This is a genomic window from Arthrobacter citreus (assembly GCF_038405225.1).
Taxonomy (GTDB): Bacteria; Actinomycetota; Actinomycetes; order Actinomycetales; family Micrococcaceae; genus Arthrobacter_B; species Arthrobacter_B citreus_A.
The window spans coordinates 445,770-467,451 of record NZ_CP151657.1; the positions used below are offsets into that span (position 1 = coordinate 445,770).

Annotated in this window: 20 protein-coding genes and 1 pseudogene; 12 read left to right on the forward strand and 9 right to left on the reverse strand. The window is 66.3% G+C overall.

All coding sequences use genetic code 11. The features are described from left to right. The first annotated feature begins 10 nt into the window (after positions 1–10). Together AAE021_RS02150 and AAE021_RS02155 are read left to right on the forward strand one after the other, a co-directional pair. Positions 11–1,600 carry a sodium:solute symporter family protein gene (locus AAE021_RS02150; protein ID WP_342024027.1) on the forward strand — a complete coding sequence of 530 codons (1,590 nt, stop codon included), beginning with the start codon at positions 11–13 and terminating at the stop codon, positions 1,598–1,600. A 49-nt stretch (positions 1,601–1,649) separates the two neighbouring features. Next, positions 1,650–1,781, forward strand: a complete 132-nt coding sequence (locus AAE021_RS02155; RefSeq protein ID WP_342024028.1) for a putative transporter small subunit — start codon at positions 1,650–1,652, stop codon at positions 1,779–1,781. 89 nt (positions 1,782–1,870) lie between these two features. Here AAE021_RS02155 and AAE021_RS02160 read toward each other — a convergent pair whose 3' ends face one another. Then, positions 1,871–2,857, reverse strand: a complete 987-nt coding sequence (locus tag AAE021_RS02160; protein WP_342024029.1) for a site-specific DNA-methyltransferase — start codon at positions 2,855–2,857, stop codon at positions 1,871–1,873. 20 nt (positions 2,858–2,877) lie between these two features. Beyond that, positions 2,878–4,575 carry a DEAD/DEAH box helicase gene (locus AAE021_RS02165; RefSeq protein WP_425362435.1) on the reverse strand — a complete coding sequence of 566 codons (1,698 nt, stop codon included), beginning with the start codon at positions 4,573–4,575 and terminating at the stop codon, positions 2,878–2,880. 319 nt (positions 4,576–4,894) lie between these two features. Here AAE021_RS02165 and AAE021_RS02170 point away from each other — a divergent pair, with 319 nt between their 5' ends. Further along, positions 4,895–5,620, forward strand: coding sequence for a ferritin-like fold-containing protein (locus tag AAE021_RS02170; protein WP_342024030.1), 726 nt, complete (start codon positions 4,895–4,897; stop codon positions 5,618–5,620). Positions 5,621–5,885: 265 nt separating this feature from the next. On the opposite strand, the gene AAE021_RS02175 is transcribed toward AAE021_RS02170, so the two are convergent. The 3 genes from AAE021_RS02175 to AAE021_RS02185 are packed head-to-tail and all read right to left on the reverse strand — an operon-like array spanning position 5,886 to position 7,089. Then, complete coding sequence (locus AAE021_RS02175) at positions 5,886–6,188, reverse strand: hypothetical protein (RefSeq protein ID WP_342024031.1); 303 nt, start codon at positions 6,186–6,188, stop codon at positions 5,886–5,888. A 15-nt stretch (positions 6,189–6,203) separates the two neighbouring features. Further along, positions 6,204–6,428 carry a DUF3107 domain-containing protein gene (locus AAE021_RS02180; protein ID WP_342024032.1) on the reverse strand — a complete coding sequence of 75 codons (225 nt, stop codon included), beginning with the start codon at positions 6,426–6,428 and terminating at the stop codon, positions 6,204–6,206. A gap of 46 nt (positions 6,429–6,474) precedes the next feature. Beyond that, positions 6,475–7,089 carry a TetR/AcrR family transcriptional regulator gene (locus AAE021_RS02185; RefSeq protein ID WP_342024033.1) on the reverse strand — a complete coding sequence of 205 codons (615 nt, stop codon included), beginning with the start codon at positions 7,087–7,089 and terminating at the stop codon, positions 6,475–6,477. Between the two features lie 117 nt (positions 7,090–7,206). Here AAE021_RS02185 and moeB point away from each other — a divergent pair, with 117 nt between their 5' ends. Continuing rightward, positions 7,207–8,397 carry a molybdopterin-synthase adenylyltransferase MoeB gene (gene moeB / locus AAE021_RS02190; protein WP_342024034.1) on the forward strand — a complete coding sequence of 397 codons (1,191 nt, stop codon included), beginning with the start codon at positions 7,207–7,209 and terminating at the stop codon, positions 8,395–8,397. 24 nt (positions 8,398–8,421) lie between these two features. On the opposite strand, the gene AAE021_RS02195 is transcribed toward moeB, so the two are convergent. After that, entirely contained in the window at positions 8,422–9,774 is a 1,353-nt protein-coding gene (locus AAE021_RS02195; RefSeq protein ID WP_342024035.1) for a glutamyl-tRNA reductase, read from the reverse strand. A 157-nt stretch (positions 9,775–9,931) separates the two neighbouring features. Here AAE021_RS02195 and hemE point away from each other — a divergent pair, with 157 nt between their 5' ends. The 8 genes from hemE to hemL all read left to right on the forward strand — a co-directional run bounded on the left by hemE (position 9,932) and on the right by hemL (position 18,718). Further along, entirely contained in the window at positions 9,932–10,993 is a 1,062-nt protein-coding gene (gene hemE, locus AAE021_RS02200) for a uroporphyrinogen decarboxylase (RefSeq protein WP_342024036.1), read from the forward strand. Between the two features lie 2 nt (positions 10,994–10,995). After that, positions 10,996–12,519 (forward strand): protoporphyrinogen oxidase, encoded by a 1,524-nt coding sequence (gene hemG, locus AAE021_RS02205; protein ID WP_342024037.1) that lies wholly within the window; start codon positions 10,996–10,998, stop codon positions 12,517–12,519. Positions 12,520–12,593: 74 nt separating this feature from the next. Beyond that, on the forward strand, positions 12,594–13,313 hold the full coding sequence (gene hemQ, locus AAE021_RS02210) for a hydrogen peroxide-dependent heme synthase (protein ID WP_342024038.1): 720 nt from the start codon (positions 12,594–12,596) through the stop codon (positions 13,311–13,313). Continuing rightward, a complete protein-coding gene (locus AAE021_RS02215) occupies positions 13,310–14,518 on the forward strand; it encodes a ferrochelatase (protein ID WP_342024039.1) in 1,209 nt (402 codons plus the stop codon). Before hemQ ends, AAE021_RS02215 begins: the two co-directional genes overlap by 4 nt. After that, positions 14,518–15,474 carry a hydroxymethylbilane synthase gene (gene hemC / locus AAE021_RS02220; protein ID WP_342024040.1) on the forward strand — a complete coding sequence of 319 codons (957 nt, stop codon included), beginning with the start codon at positions 14,518–14,520 and terminating at the stop codon, positions 15,472–15,474. The genes AAE021_RS02215 and hemC overlap by 1 nt, the downstream gene beginning before the upstream one ends. Positions 15,475–15,498: 24 nt before the next feature. Next, positions 15,499–16,377, forward strand: coding sequence for a uroporphyrinogen-III synthase (locus tag AAE021_RS02225; RefSeq protein WP_342024042.1), 879 nt, complete (start codon positions 15,499–15,501; stop codon positions 16,375–16,377). 29 nt (positions 16,378–16,406) lie between these two features. Beyond that, positions 16,407–17,390 (forward strand): porphobilinogen synthase, encoded by a 984-nt coding sequence (hemB, locus tag AAE021_RS02230; RefSeq protein ID WP_342024043.1) that lies wholly within the window; start codon positions 16,407–16,409, stop codon positions 17,388–17,390. After that, positions 17,390–18,718: a glutamate-1-semialdehyde 2,1-aminomutase gene (gene hemL / locus AAE021_RS02235; protein ID WP_342024044.1), complete on the forward strand. Its 1,329-nt coding sequence runs from the start codon at positions 17,390–17,392 to the stop codon at positions 18,716–18,718. Before hemB ends, hemL begins: the two co-directional genes overlap by 1 nt. Positions 18,719–18,790: 72 nt before the next feature. Here hemL and AAE021_RS02240 read toward each other — a convergent pair whose 3' ends face one another. The 3 genes and pseudogenes from AAE021_RS02240 to AAE021_RS02250 all read right to left on the reverse strand — a co-directional run bounded on the left by AAE021_RS02240 (position 18,791) and on the right by AAE021_RS02250 (position 21,612). Continuing rightward, on the reverse strand, positions 18,791–19,630 hold the full coding sequence (locus AAE021_RS02240; protein ID WP_342024045.1) for a MetQ/NlpA family ABC transporter substrate-binding protein: 840 nt from the start codon (positions 19,628–19,630) through the stop codon (positions 18,791–18,793). A 318-nt stretch (positions 19,631–19,948) separates the two neighbouring features. Then, positions 19,949–20,626 (reverse strand): annotated as a pseudogene (locus tag AAE021_RS02245) (methionine ABC transporter permease); the annotation flags it as partial. Continuing rightward, positions 20,623–21,612, reverse strand: a complete 990-nt coding sequence (locus AAE021_RS02250; protein WP_342024046.1) for a methionine ABC transporter ATP-binding protein — start codon at positions 21,610–21,612, stop codon at positions 20,623–20,625. The pseudogene AAE021_RS02245 and the gene AAE021_RS02250, both read right to left, overlap by 4 nt. Positions 21,613–21,682: the final 70 nt, after the last annotated feature.

The window sequence follows — 21,682 nt, forward strand, 5'->3', positions numbered from 1 at the left end:
GACATTCTTCATGTCCACAATGATTGGCAAAAAGAATGAGAATGCCGACGGTTATATGACGGCCGGCAACAAGGTCGGTTTCGGTGTCTCGGCCGCCAGCATGACAGCCACGTGGATCTGGGCCTCCTCCATGTACGCCTCGGCCACCTCCGGCTACACCTACGGCATCTCCGGCCCGATCCACTACGGGCTCTGGGGCGCCCTGATGATCCTGTTTATCTACCCCTTCGGCAAACGGATCCGTAAGGTCGCGCCCAAGGCACACACGCTGGCCGAAGTGATGCGGGCCCGGCACGGGAAATCCAGCCAGCTGATGCTTGCCGGCTCCAATGTGGTGGGCAGCGTCATTTCGCTGACGTCTAACTTTATTGCCGGCGGCGCCCTGGTGGCGCTCCTGTCTCCCTTCAGCTTTCAGCAGGGCATAATCGCCGTCGCCGCGGGAGTCCTGCTGTACACCCTGTGGTCCGGGTTCCGGGCCTCCGTCCTGACTGATTTTGCCCAGGTGGTCGCCATGCTCGGCGCCGTCGTCGTCATTATTCCGGTGGTTTTCTTCGCAGCCGGCGGGCCGTCCATGTTTGAAGCCGGGGCCGCGAACCTCACTCCCCAGCAATCGAACTTCTTCTCCTCCGACGCCTTCCTCAACCAGGGCGCCCCGTACATTGCGGCGGTCCTCGCGTATGCCATCGGCAACCAGACCATTGCCCAGCGGCTGTTCGCGGTCCGTGAGGACATGATCAAGAAAACCTTCGTCACCGCCACTGTGGGTTACGGCGCGACCGTCATCGGCATCGGCATGCTCGGCGTCATGGCGCTGTACCTGGGAATCAGCCCGGTCGACAATGACCTCAATAACCTGATCCCGCAGATGGCCACCACCTACCTCGGCCCGATCCTGCTGGGTGTCTTTTTCATCATGATCCTTGGTTCCCTTTCCTCCACCGCGGACTCCGACTTGTCGGCGCTGTCCTCCATCATGATGGCTGACGTCTACGGCCAGAACATCGCCAAACGAGGCAAGGCCAATCCCAAGACCATGCTCCTGATTGGCAGATTGTCCATGGTGGCGGCCACCGGTGCCGGCCTCTACTTCGCCAGCGGACAGCTGAACATCCTCGACCTGCTGGTCTTCGTCGGCGCACTCTGGGGTGCCCTGGTCTTCCCTGTGCTGGCCAGCTTCTACTGGGACAAAGTCACCAACAGTGCTTTCACCGTCTCGGTGCTGGCCGCCCTTGCGGTGTTCATCCCGGTGCGCTTTGCCTGGTTCTCCATGGACGGCGCCACAGGGTATGTCTTCGATGCCGTGTCGGTCATCGGAATCGGCGTAGTCCTCGGGCTGATGGTCTTCGGTTTCCTGGGACTGAGGCCGGCGCTGTTCATCGGAGCCGCCGGTGCCGCCGTGTCGGCTCCGTTCGTGATGGGTTTCCTTCACGACTACGAGGTGCTGACCGGTTCCCTTGTTGCCTATGCCGTAAGCACGGTCATCTGCTTCCTGATGTCGGTGCGCAATCCATCGAACTTCGACTTCGACACCATCCAGCAGCGGATCGGGGACTTCGACAACCGCACCCCCGCGGAGACGATATCCGCCGCAAAGTCCTGACCCCGCACCCCTGATCCCCCCCCGTAGTCCTGATCCAAGGAGAGCACTGATGGAAACAATTTGGCTTACTGTCTACGTCCTTGTCTGGCCCGTCATTGTGGCCGGCGTCCTGGTGCAGATTGTCCGCGCCTTCTTCCGTGACTGGGTCCAGTCACGCCGCGAAGGACGAAGCATCATCTAGGCCCGGCAGATCCGGCCGGGAGCATAAAAGCGCCGTCCGTGCAGGGGATCCCTGCACGGACGGCGCTTTTTGTGTTTCGTGTCTTTGCCTTATCCGGCGTCGGCGGTCATAACGGCTGAATCGTCCGCAGCGACTGAACCAGCCGCTTCTGAAGGGGCCACCGCGCCTGAATCCGCCGCCGCGTCTAAACCGGCCGCAGCAGCGGACACCGCTTCGGCGGTCACCAGATCGGCTGCGTGCCCGAGCCGTTTGGCCATCACCTCGATGGCCTGGGGATTCGCGTCCACGCAGACAAACTTGCGGTTCAGCTTCGCGGCAACGGCGCCCAGGGTGCCGGAGCCCGCGAAGAAGTCCAGGACCCAGTCACCCTCACGGCTGCTGGCAGCCACGGTGCGGCGTAGCAGGCCCTCCGGTTTCTGCGTCGGATAGCCTGTTTTCTCCTTGCCGGTGGGGGAGACGATGGTGTGCCACCAGACGTCGGTGGGCAGCTTGCCCAGAGCCACCTTCTCCGGAGTCACCAGTCCCGGGGCCATGTACGGCTCCCGGTCCACTTCGGTGTTGTCGAAATGGTAGGCCGCCGGGTTTTTCACGTAGACCAGAATGTTGTCGTGCTTGGCCGGCCAGCGGTTCTTCGCCCGTCCGCCGTAGTCGTACGCCCAGATGATTTCGTTGAGGAAGCAGTCCCGCCCGAACAGGGCATCGAGCATCACCTTGGCGTAGTGCACCTCGCGGTAGTCCAAATGCACGTACAGCGTGCCGTCGTCGGCCAGCAGGCGCCATGCCTCGGCCAGTCGGGGTTCCAGGAACGCCCAGTAATCCTCGAAGGCGTCGTCGTAGCTCGAAAGCAGGCCCTTGACCGTGCTGTAACTGCGGCCCTTGAAACCCACCCGGTCACCGGTGCCGTCGGTGCTGCGGACCATGGTGGTCTGCTGCCGCCGCTGCGACCGGCCGGTATTGAACGGGGGATCCACATAAATCATGGTGAAGGCGCCGTCCGGCAGGGTCGGCAGGAACACGGCGTTGTCCGCGTGTACCACCATAGACCTGCCGTCCGGCGACCAGAGGGGTGTGCTCATGGGCTTGTGGTGCTGCCCGGCTATTCGGCGGCGGAGGCGGAGCCGCCAACCACTTCGCCGTTGCGGCGGCGGGTGCGGGAACGGCTGCGGCGGGGACGGTCAGCCGAAGCGCCGGCCGCTGCTGCGGGGGCCTCAGCCTTTTGTGCCGGTGCGGCAGCGGTTTCAACGTCGGAGCGGCGCGGGGCGTCCCGCTTTTCCGAGCGTGACCGGTCGCTGCTGCGGGGACGGTCACCGTTGCGGTCGCTGCTGCGGGGACGGTCACCCCGGGTACGGGAACGGTCGCCGCCGCGGGCACCGTCACGGGACGGCGCCGAGGTGTTCTTCTTGCCGGTTTCGCCAAGATCCTCGATCTGCTCGGCGTTAATCCCGGCGTGGGTGCGCTTGTTGCGCGGCAACCGGCCCTTGGTGCCGGCGGGAATGTTCAGATCCGTGTAGAGGTGCGGGGACGAGGAATAGGTCTCCACAGGCTCGGCCTGGTCCAGGCCCAAGGCCTTGTTGATCAGGCCCCACCGGGGAACGTCATCCCAGTCGACAAAGGTCACTGCGGTGCCCTTGTTGCCGGCACGGCCGGTGCGGCCCACGCGGTGCAGGTAGGTCTTTTCATCTTCGGGGCACTGGTAGTTGATGACGTGGGTGACGTCGTCGACGTCAATACCGCGGGCGGCGACGTCTGTGGCGACGAGGACGTCCACCTTTTCGTTGCGGAAGGCGCGCATGGCCTGTTCGCGGGCACCCTGGCCCAGGTCGCCGTGCATGGCGGCTACGGCGAAGCCACGGTCGGTCAGCTCCTCCGACAGCTTGGCTGCCGTGCGCTTGGTCTTGGTGAAGATGATCGTGCGGCCGCGGCCTTCCGCCTGCAGGATGCGGGACACCACTTCGCTCTTGTCGAGGTTGTGGGCGCGGTAGACAACCTGGCGGATGTCCTTCTTGGTCATCCCCTCGTCATCCGGATCGGCGGCGCGGATGTGGGTGGGCTTGGTCATGTAGCGGCGTGCCATGGCGACGACGGCGCCGGGCATGGTGGCCGAGAACAGCAGCGTCTGGCGGACGGCGGGGGTGGCGGCCATCAGGGTTTCGACGTCGGGGAGGAAGCCCAGGTCCAGCATTTCGTCAGCTTCGTCGAGCACCACGATGCGGACGTTCTTCAGCGAGAGGTGCTTTTTGTTGTACAGGTCGATGAGCCGGCCGGGGGTTCCAACCACAATCTCCACGCCGGAGGTCAGTGATTCGATCTGCGGCTCGTAGGCGCGGCCGCCGTAGATCGTGGCGATGCGGGCGCCGCGGCGCTTGGCCGCGGTGGAGAGGTCGCCGGCCACCTGGACGGCAAGCTCACGGGTGGGCACCACAATCAGTGCCTGCGGTGCGCCGGGCACGGCAAGGGAGGCATAGGCCTCGTCATCCGGGGCGATGACGCGCTGGATGGCGGGAATGCCGAAGCCCAGCGTCTTGCCGGTACCGGTCTTGGCCTGGCCAATGATGTCGTGGCCGCCGAGGGCAACCGGAAGCGTCATGGACTGGATCGGGAAGGGGTGGGTGATTCCGGCCTCGGCCAGCGACTGCACGATGTCGGGGCGGACGCCGAAGTCCGCGAAGGTCAGTTCGGGAATTTCGGCTGCCGCCTGCGACGTGGCGAGGGTTTCGGCCACGGACAGAGCTTCGTTGCTGTCATCAGCGGTGAGGTGACGGGTGTCGTCCACCTGGGGAAGTTCAGTGTTCAATTAAATACCGTTCAGTTAGGCATCGCGGCGCCATGCTCGACGAGTGGCTGTGAGAGCCCATACCGGAGCGGATGGCGCGCGCATGATGCGTCCAGCGGAAGCCGATCGCGGGCTAACAACTGCAGGTCCGCCGCGGTGCATCGGGCACGGGCGGCGGCCAAAAATATCAAGATCGCGTAGGTGTTGCGGGTCTGGCTAAGGTCTATCAGACGACCGGGCATCCTTTTACTACCCAACAAGTCTAACCGGTGGGTGCCAAGGAGAGCGCATTGGGAGCGGGTGCGGCGCGCGGCCGGGTGCTGGCGGTACGCTGAACTGCATGACGAACCGGACCCGTTCCCAGCCCCCTGCCCCTCACGGCCCGGATCTGCGGGATCCTTCCCCCGATCCGGCGGAGCTGTACCGCCGCTTCCTCGCCGACCTGTTCGGTGTCATGGCCTACGGTGAGCTGTCGGCCTTCGAGCGGATGTCCTCCGACGCGCGGTTTTCGCCCACCCTGCATGACCGGACCGTCCTGGGGCGGCTGGCAGTCCGCGAATACGGGCACTTTGAACGGGTGACCGGACATCTCCGGAGCCTCGGGCTGGATCCCGAAACGGCAATGCGGCCGTTCCAGCCGTCAGTGGATGCCTTCCACGACCGGACGCGGCCGGCCGACTGGTTCGAGTCGCTGATGAAGTTCTACGTGACTGACGGCATTTCCGATGACTTTTATCAGGCAGTTGCATCCCGGCTGGATCCGGAGACGGCGGAGCTGGTGCTTGGGCTGCAGGAGGACGAACCAACCGGCGCCGTTCTCGAGGCAAGGCTTCAGCAGGCGCTGGCGGATGATCCGCGGCTGTCCTCGCGGCTGGCACTGTGGGGACGGCGCCTGGTCGGAGAAGCACTGACCCAGGCGCAGCGGGTCGTCCTGGAACGGGCCGTGCTGGGAGGGCTGCTGCCGGACACTGAGCAGGGCGTCTACGAGGACGAGGTCAAAACCCTTTTTGCATCGCTGACCCGGAACCACTCGCGCCGCATGAGCCGGCTGGGCCTAACCGCCTGAAAGTGCGGCGCCTTAACGTGCGGATGGCCTCAATGGCGCCATCGGGATCATCTGTCGTGCAGATAACGGGGTATCAACCCGCCACCGAGCATCTATCGTGCAGATAACGGGGTATCAAAACATCTCTCGTGCAGATGAGGGGACCAAAAGGCCTCAGAACGCCTTCTTGAGCCCCTGATGTGCGCGAAGGATTCCGGGAAGGCCCCTGATGTGCGCGAAGGATTCCGGGAAGGCCCTGCGCGAATCTGCGCGAAGGAGCCGAAGGCTAGAGGCGCAGGACACGTTCCAGTTCGGCGCTGTCCCGCGACTCGCGCGCCGGGCCCAGGACGAGTGCTGTCGTCACCGCGCAGGCGGCGGCAGCCACCGGGGGCAGGGCCCAGACGAGCCAGTGCAGGTCCGGATCGGACCCGGCACCGGCCAGCTGCAGCACCACCCACAGCAGCAGCCCGGCCACCACGCCAAGCCCCGGGAGCAGGAAGACGCCATAGCGGGACCGGCGCCGGTCAGCGCCCCACACGATGAAACCGGCTGCCAAAGAGGCAACAACGGCAACAATCAGGCTGGCCATCTTCCTGTCCGAAGCCTAGAGGGCGCCGAAGCCGACGCGCCGTACCTCTTCAGCACCGATTTCCACGTAGCCGATGGAGCCGGCGGGAACCATGATGAGCCGGCCCTTGTCATCCTTCAGGCGCAGTTCCTTCTGGGCGCTGAGGGCCTCAGCCACCACATCGGCTACCGCGTCGGCGGTCTGGCTCGACTCAAAGACAATCTCGCGGCCAACATTCTGAATACCGATTTTTACTTCCACCGTGGTGCCTCCTGTATTAACGAATGTATCCGCTTCGGAATCTACTCTAGATCTCCTTGGGGAACCGGCTGATTCCGCGCCAAGCTAAACGGTAAATAAGTTCGGAAGCCGCATCGATGTCCAGGTCCCCGTCGGTCTCGAGCCAGTAGCGGGCACTGACCTGAGCCATTCCGGCAAGCGCGCGGCCCAGCAGGGTTGCCTCGACGGGCGAAAGCTTGGTGTCCTCAGCGATCACCCCGGCAATGCTGCTCGCGAACCGGGCGTTGAACTCCTCAATCCGTGCGCTGACCTCGACGTCGTTCGTGAGGTCCGATTCGAAGACCAGCCGGTGCCCCTGGCTGTCCTGGGCCACGAAGCGGAAGTATGCCCGCATGGTTTCGCGGACCCGCAGCTTGTTGTCCGTGGTGGAGGTCAGCGCGGAGTTGAGGAACTCCGTCAGCGTCCCCAGATGGTTCTCCAGCAGCGCCAGGTACAGCTCGCGCTTGCCCGGAAAGTGCTGGTAGAGCACGGGCTTGCTGACATGCGCGGCTTCGGCGATGTCGTCCATCGCGGCTCCGTGGAAACCGTTGCTGACAAAGACTTCCTGCGCGGCGCTCAGCAGCTGGCGGCGGCGTTCCTCCCGGGGCAGGCGGGTGGATTTGCCGGTTTGCTGGCTGCTCACGTGTACGGACCTCTCAACGGCACCGGGCGAAGGTGCCCGGATAACGGATTTCAGTTTACCCGCGGGTAATAAGTCCAACAGGTTTCCGCTGCGCGATTCGGTACTAGATTGGGATTCATGACTGAGCAGCATGTTGCACTTCCGCCGCTGGTTGAGCCTGCAGAAGGGCTGAGCGACGAGGAAACCCTGCGGTATTCCCGGCACCTTCTGCTGCCCGAGTTCGGGATCCAGGCCCAGCGGCGCCTGAAAAACGCGCGTGTCCTGGTGATCGGCGCCGGGGGACTGGGGTCGCCTGCTTTGCTGTATCTGGCGGCGGCCGGCGTGGGAACCCTGGGCATCATCGACGACGACACGGTGGAACTTTCAAATCTGCAGCGCCAGGTGATCCACGGGGTAACCGATGTCGGCAGTTCCAAGGCCGAGTCCGCCCGCCGCAGCGTTCTCGAGCTCAATCCCCTGGTCACGGTGGTGCTGCATCCGGTCCGCTTGGATGCCTCCAACGCGCTGGAGATCTTTGCCGGCTATGACCTGATCCTGGACGGCACCGACAACTTCGCCACCCGCTACCTGGTGAACGACGCAGCCGAAATCCTGGGTAAACCCTATGTGTGGGGTTCCATTCTCCGCTTTGACGGTCAAGTGAGCGTGTTCTGGGGACAGTACGGGCCAACCTACCGGGACCTCTATCCGGAGGCGCCGCCGCCCGGTTCCGTTCCCTCCTGTGCGGAGGGCGGGGTGCTGGGGGTGCTGTGCGCACAAATCGGATCCGTAATGGTCAACGAAGCCATCAAGCTCATTACCGGCACCGGGACCACCCTGCTGGGCCGGGTGCTGGTGCTGAACGCCCTGGATATGGTCTGGCGGCAGATTCGGGTGCGCAAGGACCCGGCGGCCGTGCCCGTCACCGAGCTGGTGGATTACGAGGCCTTCTGCGGCTTGCCGCCGCGCGGAACAACCGCCGGCGGGAGCGACGCCGAAATCCCCGCCGTCGGCGTTCGGGAACTCGAACGGCTGCTGGCCGAACGAAGTGCCGGGACCCGGGATTTTGATCTGCTGGACGTCCGGGAACCCGGTGAGCACGCGATAGTGAGCATCCCCGGCGCGGTGCTGATGCCAAGGGCCGGCATCCTCTCGGGGGAGCAGCTGCCGGGGCGTGGCCGGGAGCTTTACGTCCACTGCAAGTCAGGGGTCCGGTCAGCCGAAGTGACAGCGTTTCTTCGGGGCCGGGGATACCCGGACGTCTACAACGTGGCCGGGGGAATCCTGGAGTGGGTGCGCGAAATTGAGCCGGCAAAGCCGGTGTATTAGGCGAAGGGTCAAGAACCCAAGGAGCTAGGCGGACTCCGCGGTGTCGGTGTCGTCGGCCGCGGGGACGCCGTGGTGTCCGGAGAGGCTGCCGTGCGGCGGAACCGCGGGACGGCGCTGAACCGGCTGATCGGGAGTAATGCCGAACAGGGCTTCGAGTCCCTTAATGTAGTCGTCCTGCTGTCCGCTGGCAGCGAGCTCGCGTGCGCGGACCGTGGGGACGTGCAGCAGCTGCTTGACCATGCGGCGCATGGCGAATTCCACTTCCTCGGCGGCACCGGTGCAGCCGTGCTGCGCGCGGACCTTCTCGAGCTCGGAATCCAGGACGTTGAGGGTGTGCCGGCGCAGGGCCACAATGGCGGAGTCCATCTGCCGGCTTAGCTGCAGTTCGGAAAAGGCCTTGGCGGCGTCAGCCACTATCCCGCTGGCCTGCTTCAGGGATTCGGCCTGCTCCGCGGGAGCCGCCAGGCGCACCGACTCGAGGGTGATCAGGTCCACGCCCTCAACTTCGCGCACGGCGGGCTCGAAGTCGTGGGTCAGCGCCAGGTCAATGATGATCAGCGGCTTGTTGCTGTGCGCCCGGACCCTGCTGATGTCCCTTGCGCTGACCTGGCTGTCGCTGCCGCTGCAGCCAATGACGACGTCGGCGGCGGCAAGGGCGGCGGGAAGCGAATCGCGGGTCAGCGGTGTTCCGCCGCGGGAAGCCGTAAACGACTCAGCCCGGTCGGAGGAGGAATACACGCTGATGTCGGTGCAGCCGCGCTCCTTGAGCAGCGACATGGTGGCCCCGGCGTAGGCGCCGGTGCCGAAGACGACCACCGACTTGTTGCGCCAGTCGATGTCCACTGACAGATCGGTGGCCAGCTCCAGCGCCACAGACACAATGGAAAGCCCCCGTTTGCCGAGGGCTGTCAGGGCGCCAACATCTTTGGCGGTGCGGGAAGCGGTCTGGAAAAGCCTGGTCAGGCCGCCGCTGGCTGTGCCTTTTTCCTGGGCTTCAATCAGCGCCCTGCGGACCTGGCCGGCAATTTCACGTTCGCCGACGACGGCGGAATCCAGTCCGGCGCCCACGGCGAAGAGGTGCTTGGCCACCGATTCACCCGTGTTTGTGGTGAAGGAGCGCGACACCAGGTCTTTGTTCAGTCCGGAGTGCCGGCTGATTTCCGCGACGACGGCGGAGCGGGCTGCTTCGATGTCCGCCTCCGACCGCGCTTCGCAGTAAACCTCGAAGCGGTTGCAGGTTGCCAGGACCACGGATCCGGACACCGGCGAGCCGGTTTCGAGCAGGGAGGAGGAGACCTGGGATGCACCGGCGCTGAGGCGGGCAACAGTTTCCAGATCAACATCGGAATGCGTCGCAATAAGGGAAAGTAGAACCACAGTGCCTCAATACTAGCCACCGGGGTGGTGTTCACCCCAATAGGGCGCCCTAACAAACACCCCTTTCCGGGGTGTTTCCCATCACCCCTGATGCCATCCGGGCCCCGGCCCGGGACCCTGGTTATCCTTCGGCGGGGATTTTGGAGAGAATCAGGGTATGACTCTTAGCGCCTCTCATCCGCTCATGGATGGCCGCACGGCCGATTCCCCCCTGATTACCGCTTACCGCGGCGGAACTCCGTCCCGCCGGCCGGTCTGGTTTATGCGGCAGGCCGGCAGGTCACTTCCGGAATACCGCAAGCTGCGGGAGGGGACGGCCATGCTGGATTCGTGCCTGGACCCGGCCATGGCTTCGGAAATCACCCTGCAGCCGGTCCGCCGGCACGACGTGGACGCCGGGATCTTCTTTTCGGACATCGTTATTCCGCTCAAGCTCGCCGGCGTTGACGTGGACATCGTTCCGGGTGTCGGCCCGGTCCTGGGAGCGCCGGTGCGGACCGCAGCCGACGCAGCCGCCCTGCCGGTCCTGACCGAGGAATCACTGGAACCAATCCGTGAAGCCGTCCGCCTGACCGTGGCCGAGCTGGGCAGCACGCCCCTGATCGGCTTTGCCGGTGCGCCCTTTACGCTTGCCGCGTACATGGTGGAGGGGAAGCCGTCCCGCGACCACCTCGGCCCCCGCACCATGATGCACGCCGATCCCGAGACCTGGCAGGCATTGACGCAGTGGGCCGCCGACGCTTCGGGCATGTTCCTGCGCGCCCAGCTTGAGGCCGGAGCCAGTGCCGGGCAGCTGTTCGACTCCTGGGCGGGATCCCTTGGCCTGGCCGATTACACCCGCCATGTGGCACCGGCCTCGGCGCGCGCCCTGGACCATGTCCGTGACCTGGGTGCCCCGCTGATTCACTTCGGCACGGGCACCTCCGAACTGCTCGGAGCAATGCGCGACGTCGGCGTTGACGTTGTCGGCGTGGATTACCGACTGCCGCTTGATGAGGCCAACCGCCGGCTGGGCGGCACCACGCCGCTGCAGGGCAACATTGACCCCGCTCTGCTGGAAGCTCCCTGGCCGGTGCTCGAGGCCCACGTCCGGGACGTGCTGGCAGCCGGAGCGAATGCGCCGGGCCATGTGGTCAACCTGGGCCACGGAGTTCCGCCGGACACCAATCCGGACGTCCTGACGCGCGTCGTTGAGCTGATCCACTCGGTGGAGCCGTAACCATGCCGCACCGCCCGGTTCTTCCCCATTTCCCGGCCGTCCGCAAGCCCGCTCCCGCGGCTGAACCCGTATCCGTGCCCATCACTGAGGCCCGCAGCGCCGTGGTGGTTGGCGGCGGTATTTCCGGACTCATCGCAGCGCGGGACCTGGCCCGCCGCGGCCTGGCCGTGACGCTGCTCGAGGCCGGCGCTTCCCTTGGCGGCTGTGTGGGCACCCATTCGGTTGCCGGGCTGACCCTGGACAGCGGAGCGGAGTCCTTCGCCACCCGGTCCCGCGCCGTGCCCGACCTGATTGAGGAGCTGGGACTCAGCGGCGCCGTCGTGAACCCCAACCGGGACGGCGCATGGCTGCAGCTGTCCGGTGACGACGTCGCAGCTGCCGCCCAGCGGATGCCGCAAACCGGGATGCTCGGCATTCCCGCGGACCCGCGCGCTCCCGAGATTGTCCGGGCGATTGGACGCGCCGGTGCCGCACGTGCCGCCCTGGACAGGATCCTGCCGGTTGGCTCCCTGGCCCGGAAGGAAAGCCTCAGCCTCGGCGAGGTTGTCCGTGCACGCATGGGTGATGCCGTGCTGCGCCGGCTCGTGGCACCCGTGGTCGGGGGCGTCTATTCCTCGGATCCGGACGTCCTGGACGTGGACTCGGTGGCACCGGGACTGCGCGCGGCGCTGGCAAAGCACGGTTCCCTTGCAGCCGCGGTGGGTGCCATGCGGGCCGCGGCTCCGGCCGGGTCCACCGTTGCCGGCCTGGCCGGCGGCATGGGCATGCTCAGCAGGGCGCTGGAAGAGGACCTGGCGGCGCTGGGCGTCAAGATCGACACCGGGGTGGCCGTTGAGTCGGTCCAACGCGGCGCTGACGGCTGGATTGTGTCCGCCGCCGGCCGCACGCTGTCCGCTGATGCGCTGGTGATGGCCACCGACGGGCCCACCGCCGTCGAACTGCTGGCCGACACCGTCCCGGAACTCGCAGCCGCGCGTCCCGGTCCGGGGCCCGGCGTCGCCCTCGTGACCCTGGTGGTGGACCAGCCGGACCTGGATGCCAACCCCCGCGGCACCGGTGTCCTGGTGGCGGAGGACGTTGAAGCGGTGGACGCCAAAGCGCTGACGCACGCCACGGCCAAGTGGCAGTGGCTGGCGGACTCCACGGGACCGGGGACGCACGTTCTGCGGCTGTCCTACGGGCGCGCACTCAGTGCGGCCCCCGCCGGCGCGCAGACGCGGCCAAGCCCGGTGAACCGGGACGACGAGGACCTGTTTGCCCAGGCGCTGGCGGACGCGTCCGTGCTGCTGCAGGTCCCGCTGGGCGTTGACGACGTGGTGGGCTGGGATGTGGTCCGCTGGGTTGGCGCTCTGCCCTCCGCCGCCGTCGGGCACCGGGAGCGGGTCACTGCGGTCCGTGCGGCGGTGGACGCCGTGCCCGGACTTGAAGTGGTGGGAGCCTGGCTCGCCGGCACTGGACTGGCTGCCGTGACCGCCGATACCAGGACCCGGATAACGGGCCTGGCGGAGCAGCTGGACCAACTGTGACATTAACCACTTTCTACAAGAAGTAGAAGTGGAGTATTTCGTCTAAGCCTGCCCGGAAGGGCAGACTGTTAATCATGAGTGAGCCCATGGGTCAGACCACCGAAGAAACAGCCGCCGCCGAAGAGCAGTTCTTTACCCTCTGGACCGTTTTCAAGCGGTCAGCCGAGGGTGGAGCCGGCGCTGAACCCGCCGACGCCGAAGAGAACATCAGGGCCTTCGAGGCCCTGACGCAGGACCTCTCCTCACGGTCAGTAACCCTGCGCGGACTGTACGACGTATCCGCAATGCGCGCAGACGCCGACATCATGGTCTGGCTGCACGGCGGCCGGGCCGAGGACCTGCAGGCGGCGATCCGCGAAATCCGCCGGTCCGGACTGTTTACCGGCACTGAAATCGTCTGGTCCGCCATGGGCGTGCACCGCGACGCCGAGTTCTCCAAGAACCACTGGCCCTCCTACGCCCGGGGCATCGCTCCCGAAGCATGGATCTGCGTGTACCCGTTTGTCCGCTCCTACGAGTGGTACATCCTCCCCGCCGAGGAGCGCGGCAAGATGCTGCGCGACCACGGCATGCTGGGCCGCGAATTCCCCCAGGTCCTGGCCAACACCGTTGCCTCCTTTGCCCTGGGTGACTGGGAATGGATCCTGGGCCTGGAAGCACCCCAGCTGGTTGACCTCGTGGACATGATGCGCCACCTTCGCTCCACCGAGGCACGCAACCACGTCCGCGAAGAAACTCCCTTCTACACCGGCCGGCGCATCGCCGCCGCCGAAGTTGCCGAGGTACTGAAATGACAACATCCCTGAACAACGACTCCAGCAGCGGGTCCGAAGCCCTGAACCCGTTTGAGGGCGTTGACGAGAACGGGCGGATGGCTCCCAAGCACTACGACGCCATTCTGCTGGCATCCTTTGGCGGCCCCGAAGGGCAGGAAGACGTCATCCCGTTCCTGCGCAACGTCACCCGCGGGCGCGGCATCCCGGATGAGCGTCTGGAAGAGGTGGCAACCCACTACCGCGCCAACGGCGGCATCAGCCCCATCAACGAGCAGAACCGCGCCCTGAAGGCGGCCCTCGAAGCCGAGCTGAAGCGCCGCGGCATCGACACCCCGGTGCTGTGGGGCAACCGCAACTGGGCTCCGTACATCAAGGACGTGCTGCAGGAAGCGTACGACTCGGGTTACCGGCGCCTGCTGATGGTTACCACCAGCGTGTACTCCTCCTACTCCAGCTGCCGCCAGTACCGCGAAGACCTGGGCATGAACCTGGTCGCCACTGGCCTGGACAAGAAGCTGCAGGTGGACAAGGTCCGCCAGTACTTCGACCACCCCGGTTTCGTGGAGCCCTTCGTTGAAGGCGTCCGCGACTCCCTGGCGAACGTCCGTGAGCAGCTGGCCGCTCGCGGGGACGAAGACGGGAAGATCGAGATCCTGTTCTCCACCCACTCCATTCCCACCGCCGACGCCGAAGCCTCCGGCCCGCGCGACCGCGAGTTCGAGGAAGGCAGCGCCTACGTGGCGCAGCACCTGGCCAACGCGCGCGCCATCATGGACCGCATCCCGGAAGCCGCCGGCGTGGACTGGCAGCTGGTCTACCAGTCCCGCTCCGGATCCCCGCACACCCCGTGGCTGGAACCGGACATCAACGACGCCATTGCCGAACTGCCCGCCAAGGGCGTCAAGGGCGCCGTCATTGTTCCGCTGGGCTTCGTCAGCGACCACATGGAAGTTCTGTGGGACCTGGACACCGAGGCCATGGAGACCTGCAGGGAGCTGGGCCTGGCTGCGCACCGAGCCCCAACCCCGGGCATCCATGAGACCTTTGTCGCAGGCCTCGTGGACCTGCTGTGCGAGCGCACCGAGGAAAACACGATTACCGACCGGCCGGCCCTGACCAAGCTTGGCCCCTGGTACGACGTCTGCCGTCCGAACTGCTGCGCCAACCTGCGCGGCGAGAAGCCGACCATCGCCGGCGCCGACTCCACCGTGGGTGTGCAGTAGTGGCGCATGATCCGGTGCTGGTCGGTACCCGGGGCAGCGCCCTGGCCGTCACGCAGACCACCACCGTGGCCAACGCGCTGTCGGAACTGGGCGGGTTCGACGTCGAACTGGTGCGCGTGCGCACCGAAGGCGACATCAACCGCGCCGCGCTGTCCCAAATTGGCGGCACCGGAGTTTTTGTCGCGGCGCTGCGTGACTCGCTGCTGGCAGGGGACTGCGACGTTGCCGTGCACTCATTGAAGGACCTGCCCACCGGGGCTGCCGATGGCCTGACCATCGGAGCCATCCCGGCACGGGCCGACGTCCGGGACGCCCTGTGCGCCCGGGACGGGCTGACCCTGGCCCAGCTGCCGGAGGGTGCCAAAGTGGGGACCGGTTCTCCGCGCCGGGCCGCACAGCTGCGCGCCGCACGCCCGGACCTGGACGTGGTGGATATCCGCGGCAACGTGGACACCCGGCTGGGCCGCGTGGCCGGCCTCATTGAAGGAGCTCCGGGTGATCTTGACGCCGTTGTCCTGGCGGCAGCCGGCCTGGCCCGGCTGGGCCGGCTGGAAATGGTCTCAGAGTTCCTGGACCCGTCTCTCATGCTGCCGGCACCGGGCCAGGGAGCGCTGGCGGTGGAATGCCGCAGCCCCGACGCCGCCGAGGGCCGGCTGAGCCGCGCCCTGGCCGCGTATGACAACAATGCCGCCCGTCTGACGGTCACCGCTGAACGGGCACTGCTGAACCGGCTCGAAGCCGGCTGCACCGCACCCATTGGCGCGCTGGCCTCGCTGACCGAAACCCGCCTGCACCTGGAAACCGTGGTGTGCAGTGATGACGGAACCCGGGTTATGCGGCGTTCGGCCGCAACCGCGGTGCTGGATGAGGACGGCGCGCGTGCCCTGGGCGTCCGCCTCGCCGAGGACCTGCTCGCTGCGGGTGCGGCGTCCCTGACGGACCTCGCGGTCAGCTGATGCGCCGCGCTCCGGGCTGCTGACGTGGCAGCGAGGAAACCCGGTTCCGGACTGGCCGGGCTGACCGTGGTCCTGCCGCGCACGCCCGACCGCGCGGCGGCCATGGCCGCCGAACTTGGACAGCAGGGTGCCAACGTGGCCCTGATGCCGCTGATCGACTTTCAGTTTCCCGCCGACACCGCCGAGCTTGACCGGGCGTTAAAGGCGCTGCGGTCCGGACGTTTCGCCTGGGTGATCTTCACCAGCGTTACCACCGTCCGGGCCATGGTCCGGCGCTGCGCGGCGCTCGGTGTTCCGGTGACCTCCGCCGTACCTTCCGCCACCTGCATTGCGGCTGTGGGGGCCGGCACGCGGCAGGCGCTCGAGGACATCGGGCTGGACGTTGACCTGATGCCGGAGGGAGACCAGTCCGCCCGCGGACTCGCTGAATCCTGGCCCCATCCCTCGGGAACGGATCCCGAGGGCCGCGGCCTGAGGATCCTGCTCCCGCAGGCTGACCTGGCTGACCCGGCCCTGGCAGCGGCCCTGACCGGCCTCGGCTGGGAGGTCCGTCCGGTGACCGCCTACTGCACCGTTGATTTTCCGGCAACCGGGGTGCGCTTCACGCCCGCCCTGGAGGGCAGCCCCGCCGGCGGCCCCCGCATCCTCACTCCGCAGGAGTTCCTGGCCGACATTCCGAAGGGACCCCGCGCCGTCGTCCTGACATCGCCCAGCATCGCCAAGCGTTTCCTGCAGCAGTGCTCGCCGCTTCCGCAGGGGACGCTCCTGGTGGCCATTGGCGACAGCACCGCCGGCCGGATGGCGGAGCTTGGCCAGCCGGCGCACGCCGTGGCGGAGCATCCAACACCGGCGGGAATAGCGCAGGCCCTGGCCGTTGCTGTGTCTACGGGCCCCTCAACTTAACCAACCCCAGATCCGGAAGGCAGAACTTCATGAGCTTCCCCCAGCACCGCCCGCGCCGACTGCGCACCACGCCCGCCATGCGGCGCCTTACCGCCCAGTACCGGCTCGATCCGGCCGAACTGATTCTTCCCGCCTTTGTCCGCGAAGGCCTCACCGAGCCCAACCCCCTCTCCTCGATGCCCGGCGTCGTCCAGCACACCCTGGACAGCCTGAAGAAGGCCGCGTCCGAAGCGGTTGAGCTGGGTGTGGGCGGCATCATGCTCTTCGGCATCCCTTCCGAGCGGGACGCGGCCGGCAGCGCCGGAACCGATCCGAACGGTATCCTGAACCGCGGCATCGCCGCTGTCCGGGAGGAGGTCGGCGATGATCTGGTGATCATGAGCGATGTTTGCCTTGATGAATTCACCGACCACGGACACTGCGGCGTCCTCGATGACCAGGGCCGCGTGGACAATGATGCGACGCTGGAAATCTACGGGCGGATGGCCGTGGAGCAGGCCCGTGCCGGCGCGCATGTCCTCGGCCCGTCCGGCATGATGGACGGACAGATCGCCGTCATCCGGCAGGCTCTCGATACGGCCGGCCACACGGATGTCTCGCTCTTCGCCTACGCGGCGAAGTACGCTTCGGCGTTCTACGGCCCGTTCCGCGAGGCCGTGGATTCCCAGCTGAAGGGAGACCGCCGCACGTACCAGATGGACTCCGCCAACCGCCGGGAAGCACTCCTCGAAGTTGAACTGGACCTGGAAGAGGGCGCGGACATGGTGATGGTCAAGCCGGCCATGAGCTACCTGGACGTGCTGGCCGATGTGGCCGCCATGTCCCCGGTTCCCGTGGGTGCTTACCAGATCTCCGGCGAGTACGCGATGATTGAAGCGGCCGCCGCCAACGGCTGGATTGACCGCCGCCGGGCCATTGAGGAGTCCGTCCTGGGCATCAAGCGGGCCGGCGCCAACATGATTCTCACGTACTGGGCCACCGAGCTGGCGGCCTGGCTGAAGGAAAGCAAGTAATGACCTCACCTGTCACCGCCCACTCGTCCTCCGAGGAACTCTTTGACCGTGCCCGGGCCCTGATGCCCGGCGGAGTGAACTCCCCGGTCCGCGCGTTTGGCTCCGTGGGCGGCACGCCCCGGTTCATGGTTTCCGCCAAAGGCCCGTACATCACGGATTCCGAGGGCCGCGAATACGTGGACCTGGTCTGCTCCTGGGGTCCGGCGCTGGTGGGGCACTCCCATCCCGACGTCATCGCCGCCGTGCACGCAGCCGTTGACAACGGCCTCTCCTTTGGCGCCTCCACTCCGGCGGAAGCCGAGCTGGCGCAGCTGGTGATGGACCGGGTACCCGCCGTGAAGCGCCTGCGGATGGTCTCCACCGGAACCGAGGCCACCATGACGGCGGTTCGGCTGGCCCGCGGCTTCACCGGCCGGAACCTGATCATCAAGTTTGCCGGCTGCTACCACGGCCACCTCGACGGCCTGCTGGCCGCCGCCGGCTCCGGGCTGGCCACGCTGGCGCTGCCCGGATCCGCCGGGGTCACCGAGGCCACGGCCGCCGAAACGCTGGTCCTGCCCTACAACGACATCACCGCCGTCGAGGCCGCCTTTGCCGAGCACGGCGCGAATATTGCCGCCGTCATCACCGAAGCGGCACCCGCCAACATGGGCGTGGTCACGCCGGAGCCGGGCTTCAATGCAGCCCTCTCACAGATCACCGCATCCCACGGTGCCCTGCTGATCCTCGATGAGGTCCTTACCGGCTTCCGTACGGGTCCGGCCGGCTACTGGGGCCTCACCGGCATGCAGGAAGGCTGGACTCCGGACCTGTTCACCTTCGGCAAGGTCATCGGCGGCGGCATGCCCGTGGCAGCCCTGGGCGGCCGCGCCGACGTCATGGACCACCTTGCTCCGCTGGGACCGGTCTACCAGGCCGGCACCCTCTCCGGTAACCCGATTGCCATGGCCGCCGGCGTCGCCACCCTGAAGGCAGCCACGGCAGAGGTCTACGCCACCGTGGACGCCCGCTCCGCCGAGCTGTCCGCCGCCGTGTCCGCCGCTTTGACGGACGCCGGCGTGGACCACAGCATCCAGCGTGCCGGCAGCCTCTTCAGCGTCGCCTTCGGCACCTCAGCCACCGGCGTGCACAACTACGAGCAGGCCCAGGCGCAGGAGGCCTACCGCTATAAGCCGTTCTTCCACTCGATGCTGGAGTCCGGGGTCTACCTGCCGCCGTCGGTCTTCGAGGCCTGGTTCCTCTCCGGAGCGCACGACGACGCGGCCATGGAGCGCATTTACGCAGCCCTTCCGGCAGCGGCGAAGGCAGCGGCCAACGCCAAGCCGTAGCCCTGTACGCCAAAAAGGAGCCCCGCACCGGTTGGACCGGTGCGGGGCTCCTTTGACGTTCGGGACCGAAACCTAGAAGGCGGCGGTGACGTCGCCGTTGGGCCAGGTTTCCTCGATGTAGGACTTGACCTCGGGGGAGTGCAGCAGCTCTTCGAGCTTGTCGATGCGGGCGTCTTTGTTGCCGGTCTTCCAGGCCAGGAAGTTGGCGTACGGGTTGTCCTCGACGGACTCCACCAGCAGGGCATCATCGGTGCTTAGCTCGGCAGCCAGGATGTAGTTGCCGTTGATGATCGCCAGGTCGACGGTGGCGTCCGAGAGGTCGTTGACCAGCAGCTCGGGCTGGTTTTCGACGAATTCCAGGCCCTTGGGGTTCTGTTCATCCGTCAGCGAGAGCACCGAAGCCTCGGCATCGACGTTTTCCAGCAGCCCGGCTTCTTCCAGCAGCGTCAGCGCGCGGGCCTGGTTGGAGGGGTCGTTGGTGATGGCGACACGGGCACCCTCGCCAACCGAGGAGATGTCCTCGTGCTTTTCGGAGAACACGGCATACGGTTCCACGTGCACACCGGCACCGTGTTCAAAGTCGTAGCCCTGGGACTCGACCTGGGACTCGAAGTACGGCAGGTGCTGGTAGTAGTTCGCATCCAGGGAACCGTCATCAAGGGCGATGTTCGGCGTGACGTAGTCGTCGAATTCCTTGATTTCCAGGTCCAGGCCGGTGTCGGCCACCAGGTTTTCGTCAATGAACTGCAGGATCTTCCCGTGCGGCAGCGGGCTGGCGCCGACGGTCAGGGTGACGGGATTGGCCGGATCAAGGGTATCCACGGTGGACGACGCTTCGCCGGATCCTCCGCAGGCGGAAAGGGCCAGGGCAGCGGCCACACCGGTGGCAACAAGAGTCAGAGATTTACGCAAGGAAAGCGTTCCTTTCAAGTGACCCGGGCATGGAAACTTCAGACCCGGACAGGGAGCAGCTAGCGGCTACTGGCTGCGGCTTCGCGGGCCGCCGCACCGCGGACGGCGGGGACGGCGGACCGGAAATTCTGGATGGCAACGGGTGTTGCCTCTCCGGCGGGGTGCTCAGCGCCGGACACGTGCTTCGGAGACAGCGGAGGAGTCCTCAGCGGAAACGGACTGGGCGGAGCCGGCGGATTCTGCCGGCACTGCCGCCACACCGGCGGCCGCCGCTGCGGGCTCCGGGCGGCGCCGGCGCTTTCCCGAACCGCCGGCCGAGCGGTGGTCCACGCGGCGGGCAACGATGTCGCCGGTGATTTGGATGACCTGGACAATGGCCACGATCACGATGATGGTCACCACCATGACACCGCTGTCGAACCGCTGCACGCCGTAGTTGTACGCCAGGCGGCCCAAACCGCCGCCGCCCACGATGCCGGCCATGGCCGAGTAACCGACCAGCGTGACCATGGTGGTGGTCAGCGCGGCCACCAGGCCGGGCATGGCTTCGGGCAGCAGGACCTTGGTGACGACCTGCATCTTAGTTGATCCCATGACCAGGGCGGCGTCGATCTTCCCGCCGGACACATCCCGCAGCGCCGTTTCGACAAGGCGGGCGAAGAACGGAATGGTGCCGATGCTCAGCGCCACGCAGGCAGCGATCGGCCCGATCGAAGTGCCGGTGATGATCCTTGCCAGCGGAATCAGGGTGACCATCAGGATGGCAAACGGAATGGAGCGCGTGATGTTGACAATGATGTCGCTGACGATCCGGTTGATCACGGGGAAGGGCCGCAGCCCGCCCGGAGCACTGGTATGCAGGAAGATGCCCAGCGGAAGGCCGATCAACAGCGTCACGATGCCGGAAATAGCCACCATCTGCAGTGTTTCCACAATCGATTCGGGCAGCGCCTTGGTAATGCCGGGATTGTTCAGGAGTTCGGTGAGGAAGTTCATGCTGCCACCTCCACGGCAACGCCCTGGTTGGCGAGATAGTCGGTGACGGCCTGCATGTCCGTATGGACATCAAGCTGGATGCGCAGGCGGCCGAAGCGGCTGCCCGCGAGGGTTTCGACACTTCCGGCCAAAACGTTGACATCCGTGTTGAAGCGCCGGGTCAGGGCGGAAAGGACAGGTTCGGTGGCGCTGCCGCCGGTGAGCAGCAGCTCCAGGACCGGGCCGGTGGGGTCACCCGGAAGAAGCGGGGTGGGCGGCAGCGGAATGAGCGCCTTGGCCAGCCGGCCGCGAAGGTTGGAGGCAACTTCGTTCAGGGGGCCGTGCTCGGCCACGCGGCCGGCTTCGAGCAGCGAGACGGAATCGCAGATGCGCTTCACCACGTTCATCTCGTGCGTGATGATCAGCACGGTCAGCCCCAGCCGGTGCGACAGATCGGAGATCAGGTCAAGAATGTCGTCGGTGGTGGCCGGATCGAGCGCGGAGGTGGGCTCGTCGCACAGCAGGATGTCCGGGTCCGAGGCCAGGGCCCGGGCAATGCCCACCCGCTGCTTCTGCCCGCCGGAGAGCTGGGCGGGGTAGGCATCGGCAAAGCTCTCGAGGCCAACCAGGCGCAGCAGGGCTGAGACCTTGTCCCGGATGTCCTGCTTCTTGGCGCCTACCAGCTCCAGGGGATGGGCGATGTTTTCCGCGGCCGTGCGCGAATCCATCAGGTTCGCGTGCTGGAACACCATGCCGATGCGGCGGCGGGCCGTGCGGATTTCAGAGTCTTTTACCGCGGTCAATTCCCGGCCGTCGATGGTTACCGAACCCGACGTCGGCCGGTCCAGGAGCGTGAGGCAACGCACCAGTGTTGACTTGCCGGCGCCTGAATGTCCGATGATCCCGTGAATGGAACCCTTCGGGACGCTCAGGCTGACGCCGTCGAGCGCGGTGACATCGCGGTCGCCCTGGCGGTATACCTTGCGCAGGTCGGTAACTGTGATCATTAATCCTCGTGGTCTACGTATCGGGGCTGGTCAGCGGCCGGATGAGGGCACAGGAAAGTGCCTTGCACGT

Coding starts and splice junctions, on each gene's coding strand:
- AAE021_RS02170 (WP_342024030.1), top strand. CDS start 4,895: ATGACGAACCGGACCCGTTCCCAGCCCCCTGCCCCTCACGGCCCGGAT.
- AAE021_RS02215 (WP_342024039.1), top strand. CDS start 13,310: ATGACAACATCCCTGAACAACGACTCCAGCAGCGGGTCCGAAGCCCTG.
- AAE021_RS02250 (WP_342024046.1), bottom strand. CDS start 21,612: ATGATCACAGTTACCGACCTGCGCAAGGTATACCGCCAGGGCGACCGC.
- AAE021_RS02150 (WP_342024027.1), top strand. CDS start 11: ATGTCCACAATGATTGGCAAAAAGAATGAGAATGCCGACGGTTATATG.
- hemQ (WP_342024038.1), top strand. CDS start 12,594: ATGAGTGAGCCCATGGGTCAGACCACCGAAGAAACAGCCGCCGCCGAA.
- hemE (WP_342024036.1), top strand. CDS start 9,932: ATGACTCTTAGCGCCTCTCATCCGCTCATGGATGGCCGCACGGCCGAT.
- hemB (WP_342024043.1), top strand. CDS start 16,407: ATGAGCTTCCCCCAGCACCGCCCGCGCCGACTGCGCACCACGCCCGCC.
- hemL (WP_342024044.1), top strand. CDS start 17,390: ATGACCTCACCTGTCACCGCCCACTCGTCCTCCGAGGAACTCTTTGAC.
- AAE021_RS02155 (WP_342024028.1), top strand. CDS start 1,650: ATGGAAACAATTTGGCTTACTGTCTACGTCCTTGTCTGGCCCGTCATT.
- moeB (WP_342024034.1), top strand. CDS start 7,207: ATGACTGAGCAGCATGTTGCACTTCCGCCGCTGGTTGAGCCTGCAGAA.
- hemG (WP_342024037.1), top strand. CDS start 10,996: ATGCCGCACCGCCCGGTTCTTCCCCATTTCCCGGCCGTCCGCAAGCCC.
- AAE021_RS02160 (WP_342024029.1), bottom strand. CDS start 2,857: ATGAGCACACCCCTCTGGTCGCCGGACGGCAGGTCTATGGTGGTACAC.
- AAE021_RS02175 (WP_342024031.1), bottom strand. CDS start 6,188: ATGGCCAGCCTGATTGTTGCCGTTGTTGCCTCTTTGGCAGCCGGTTTC.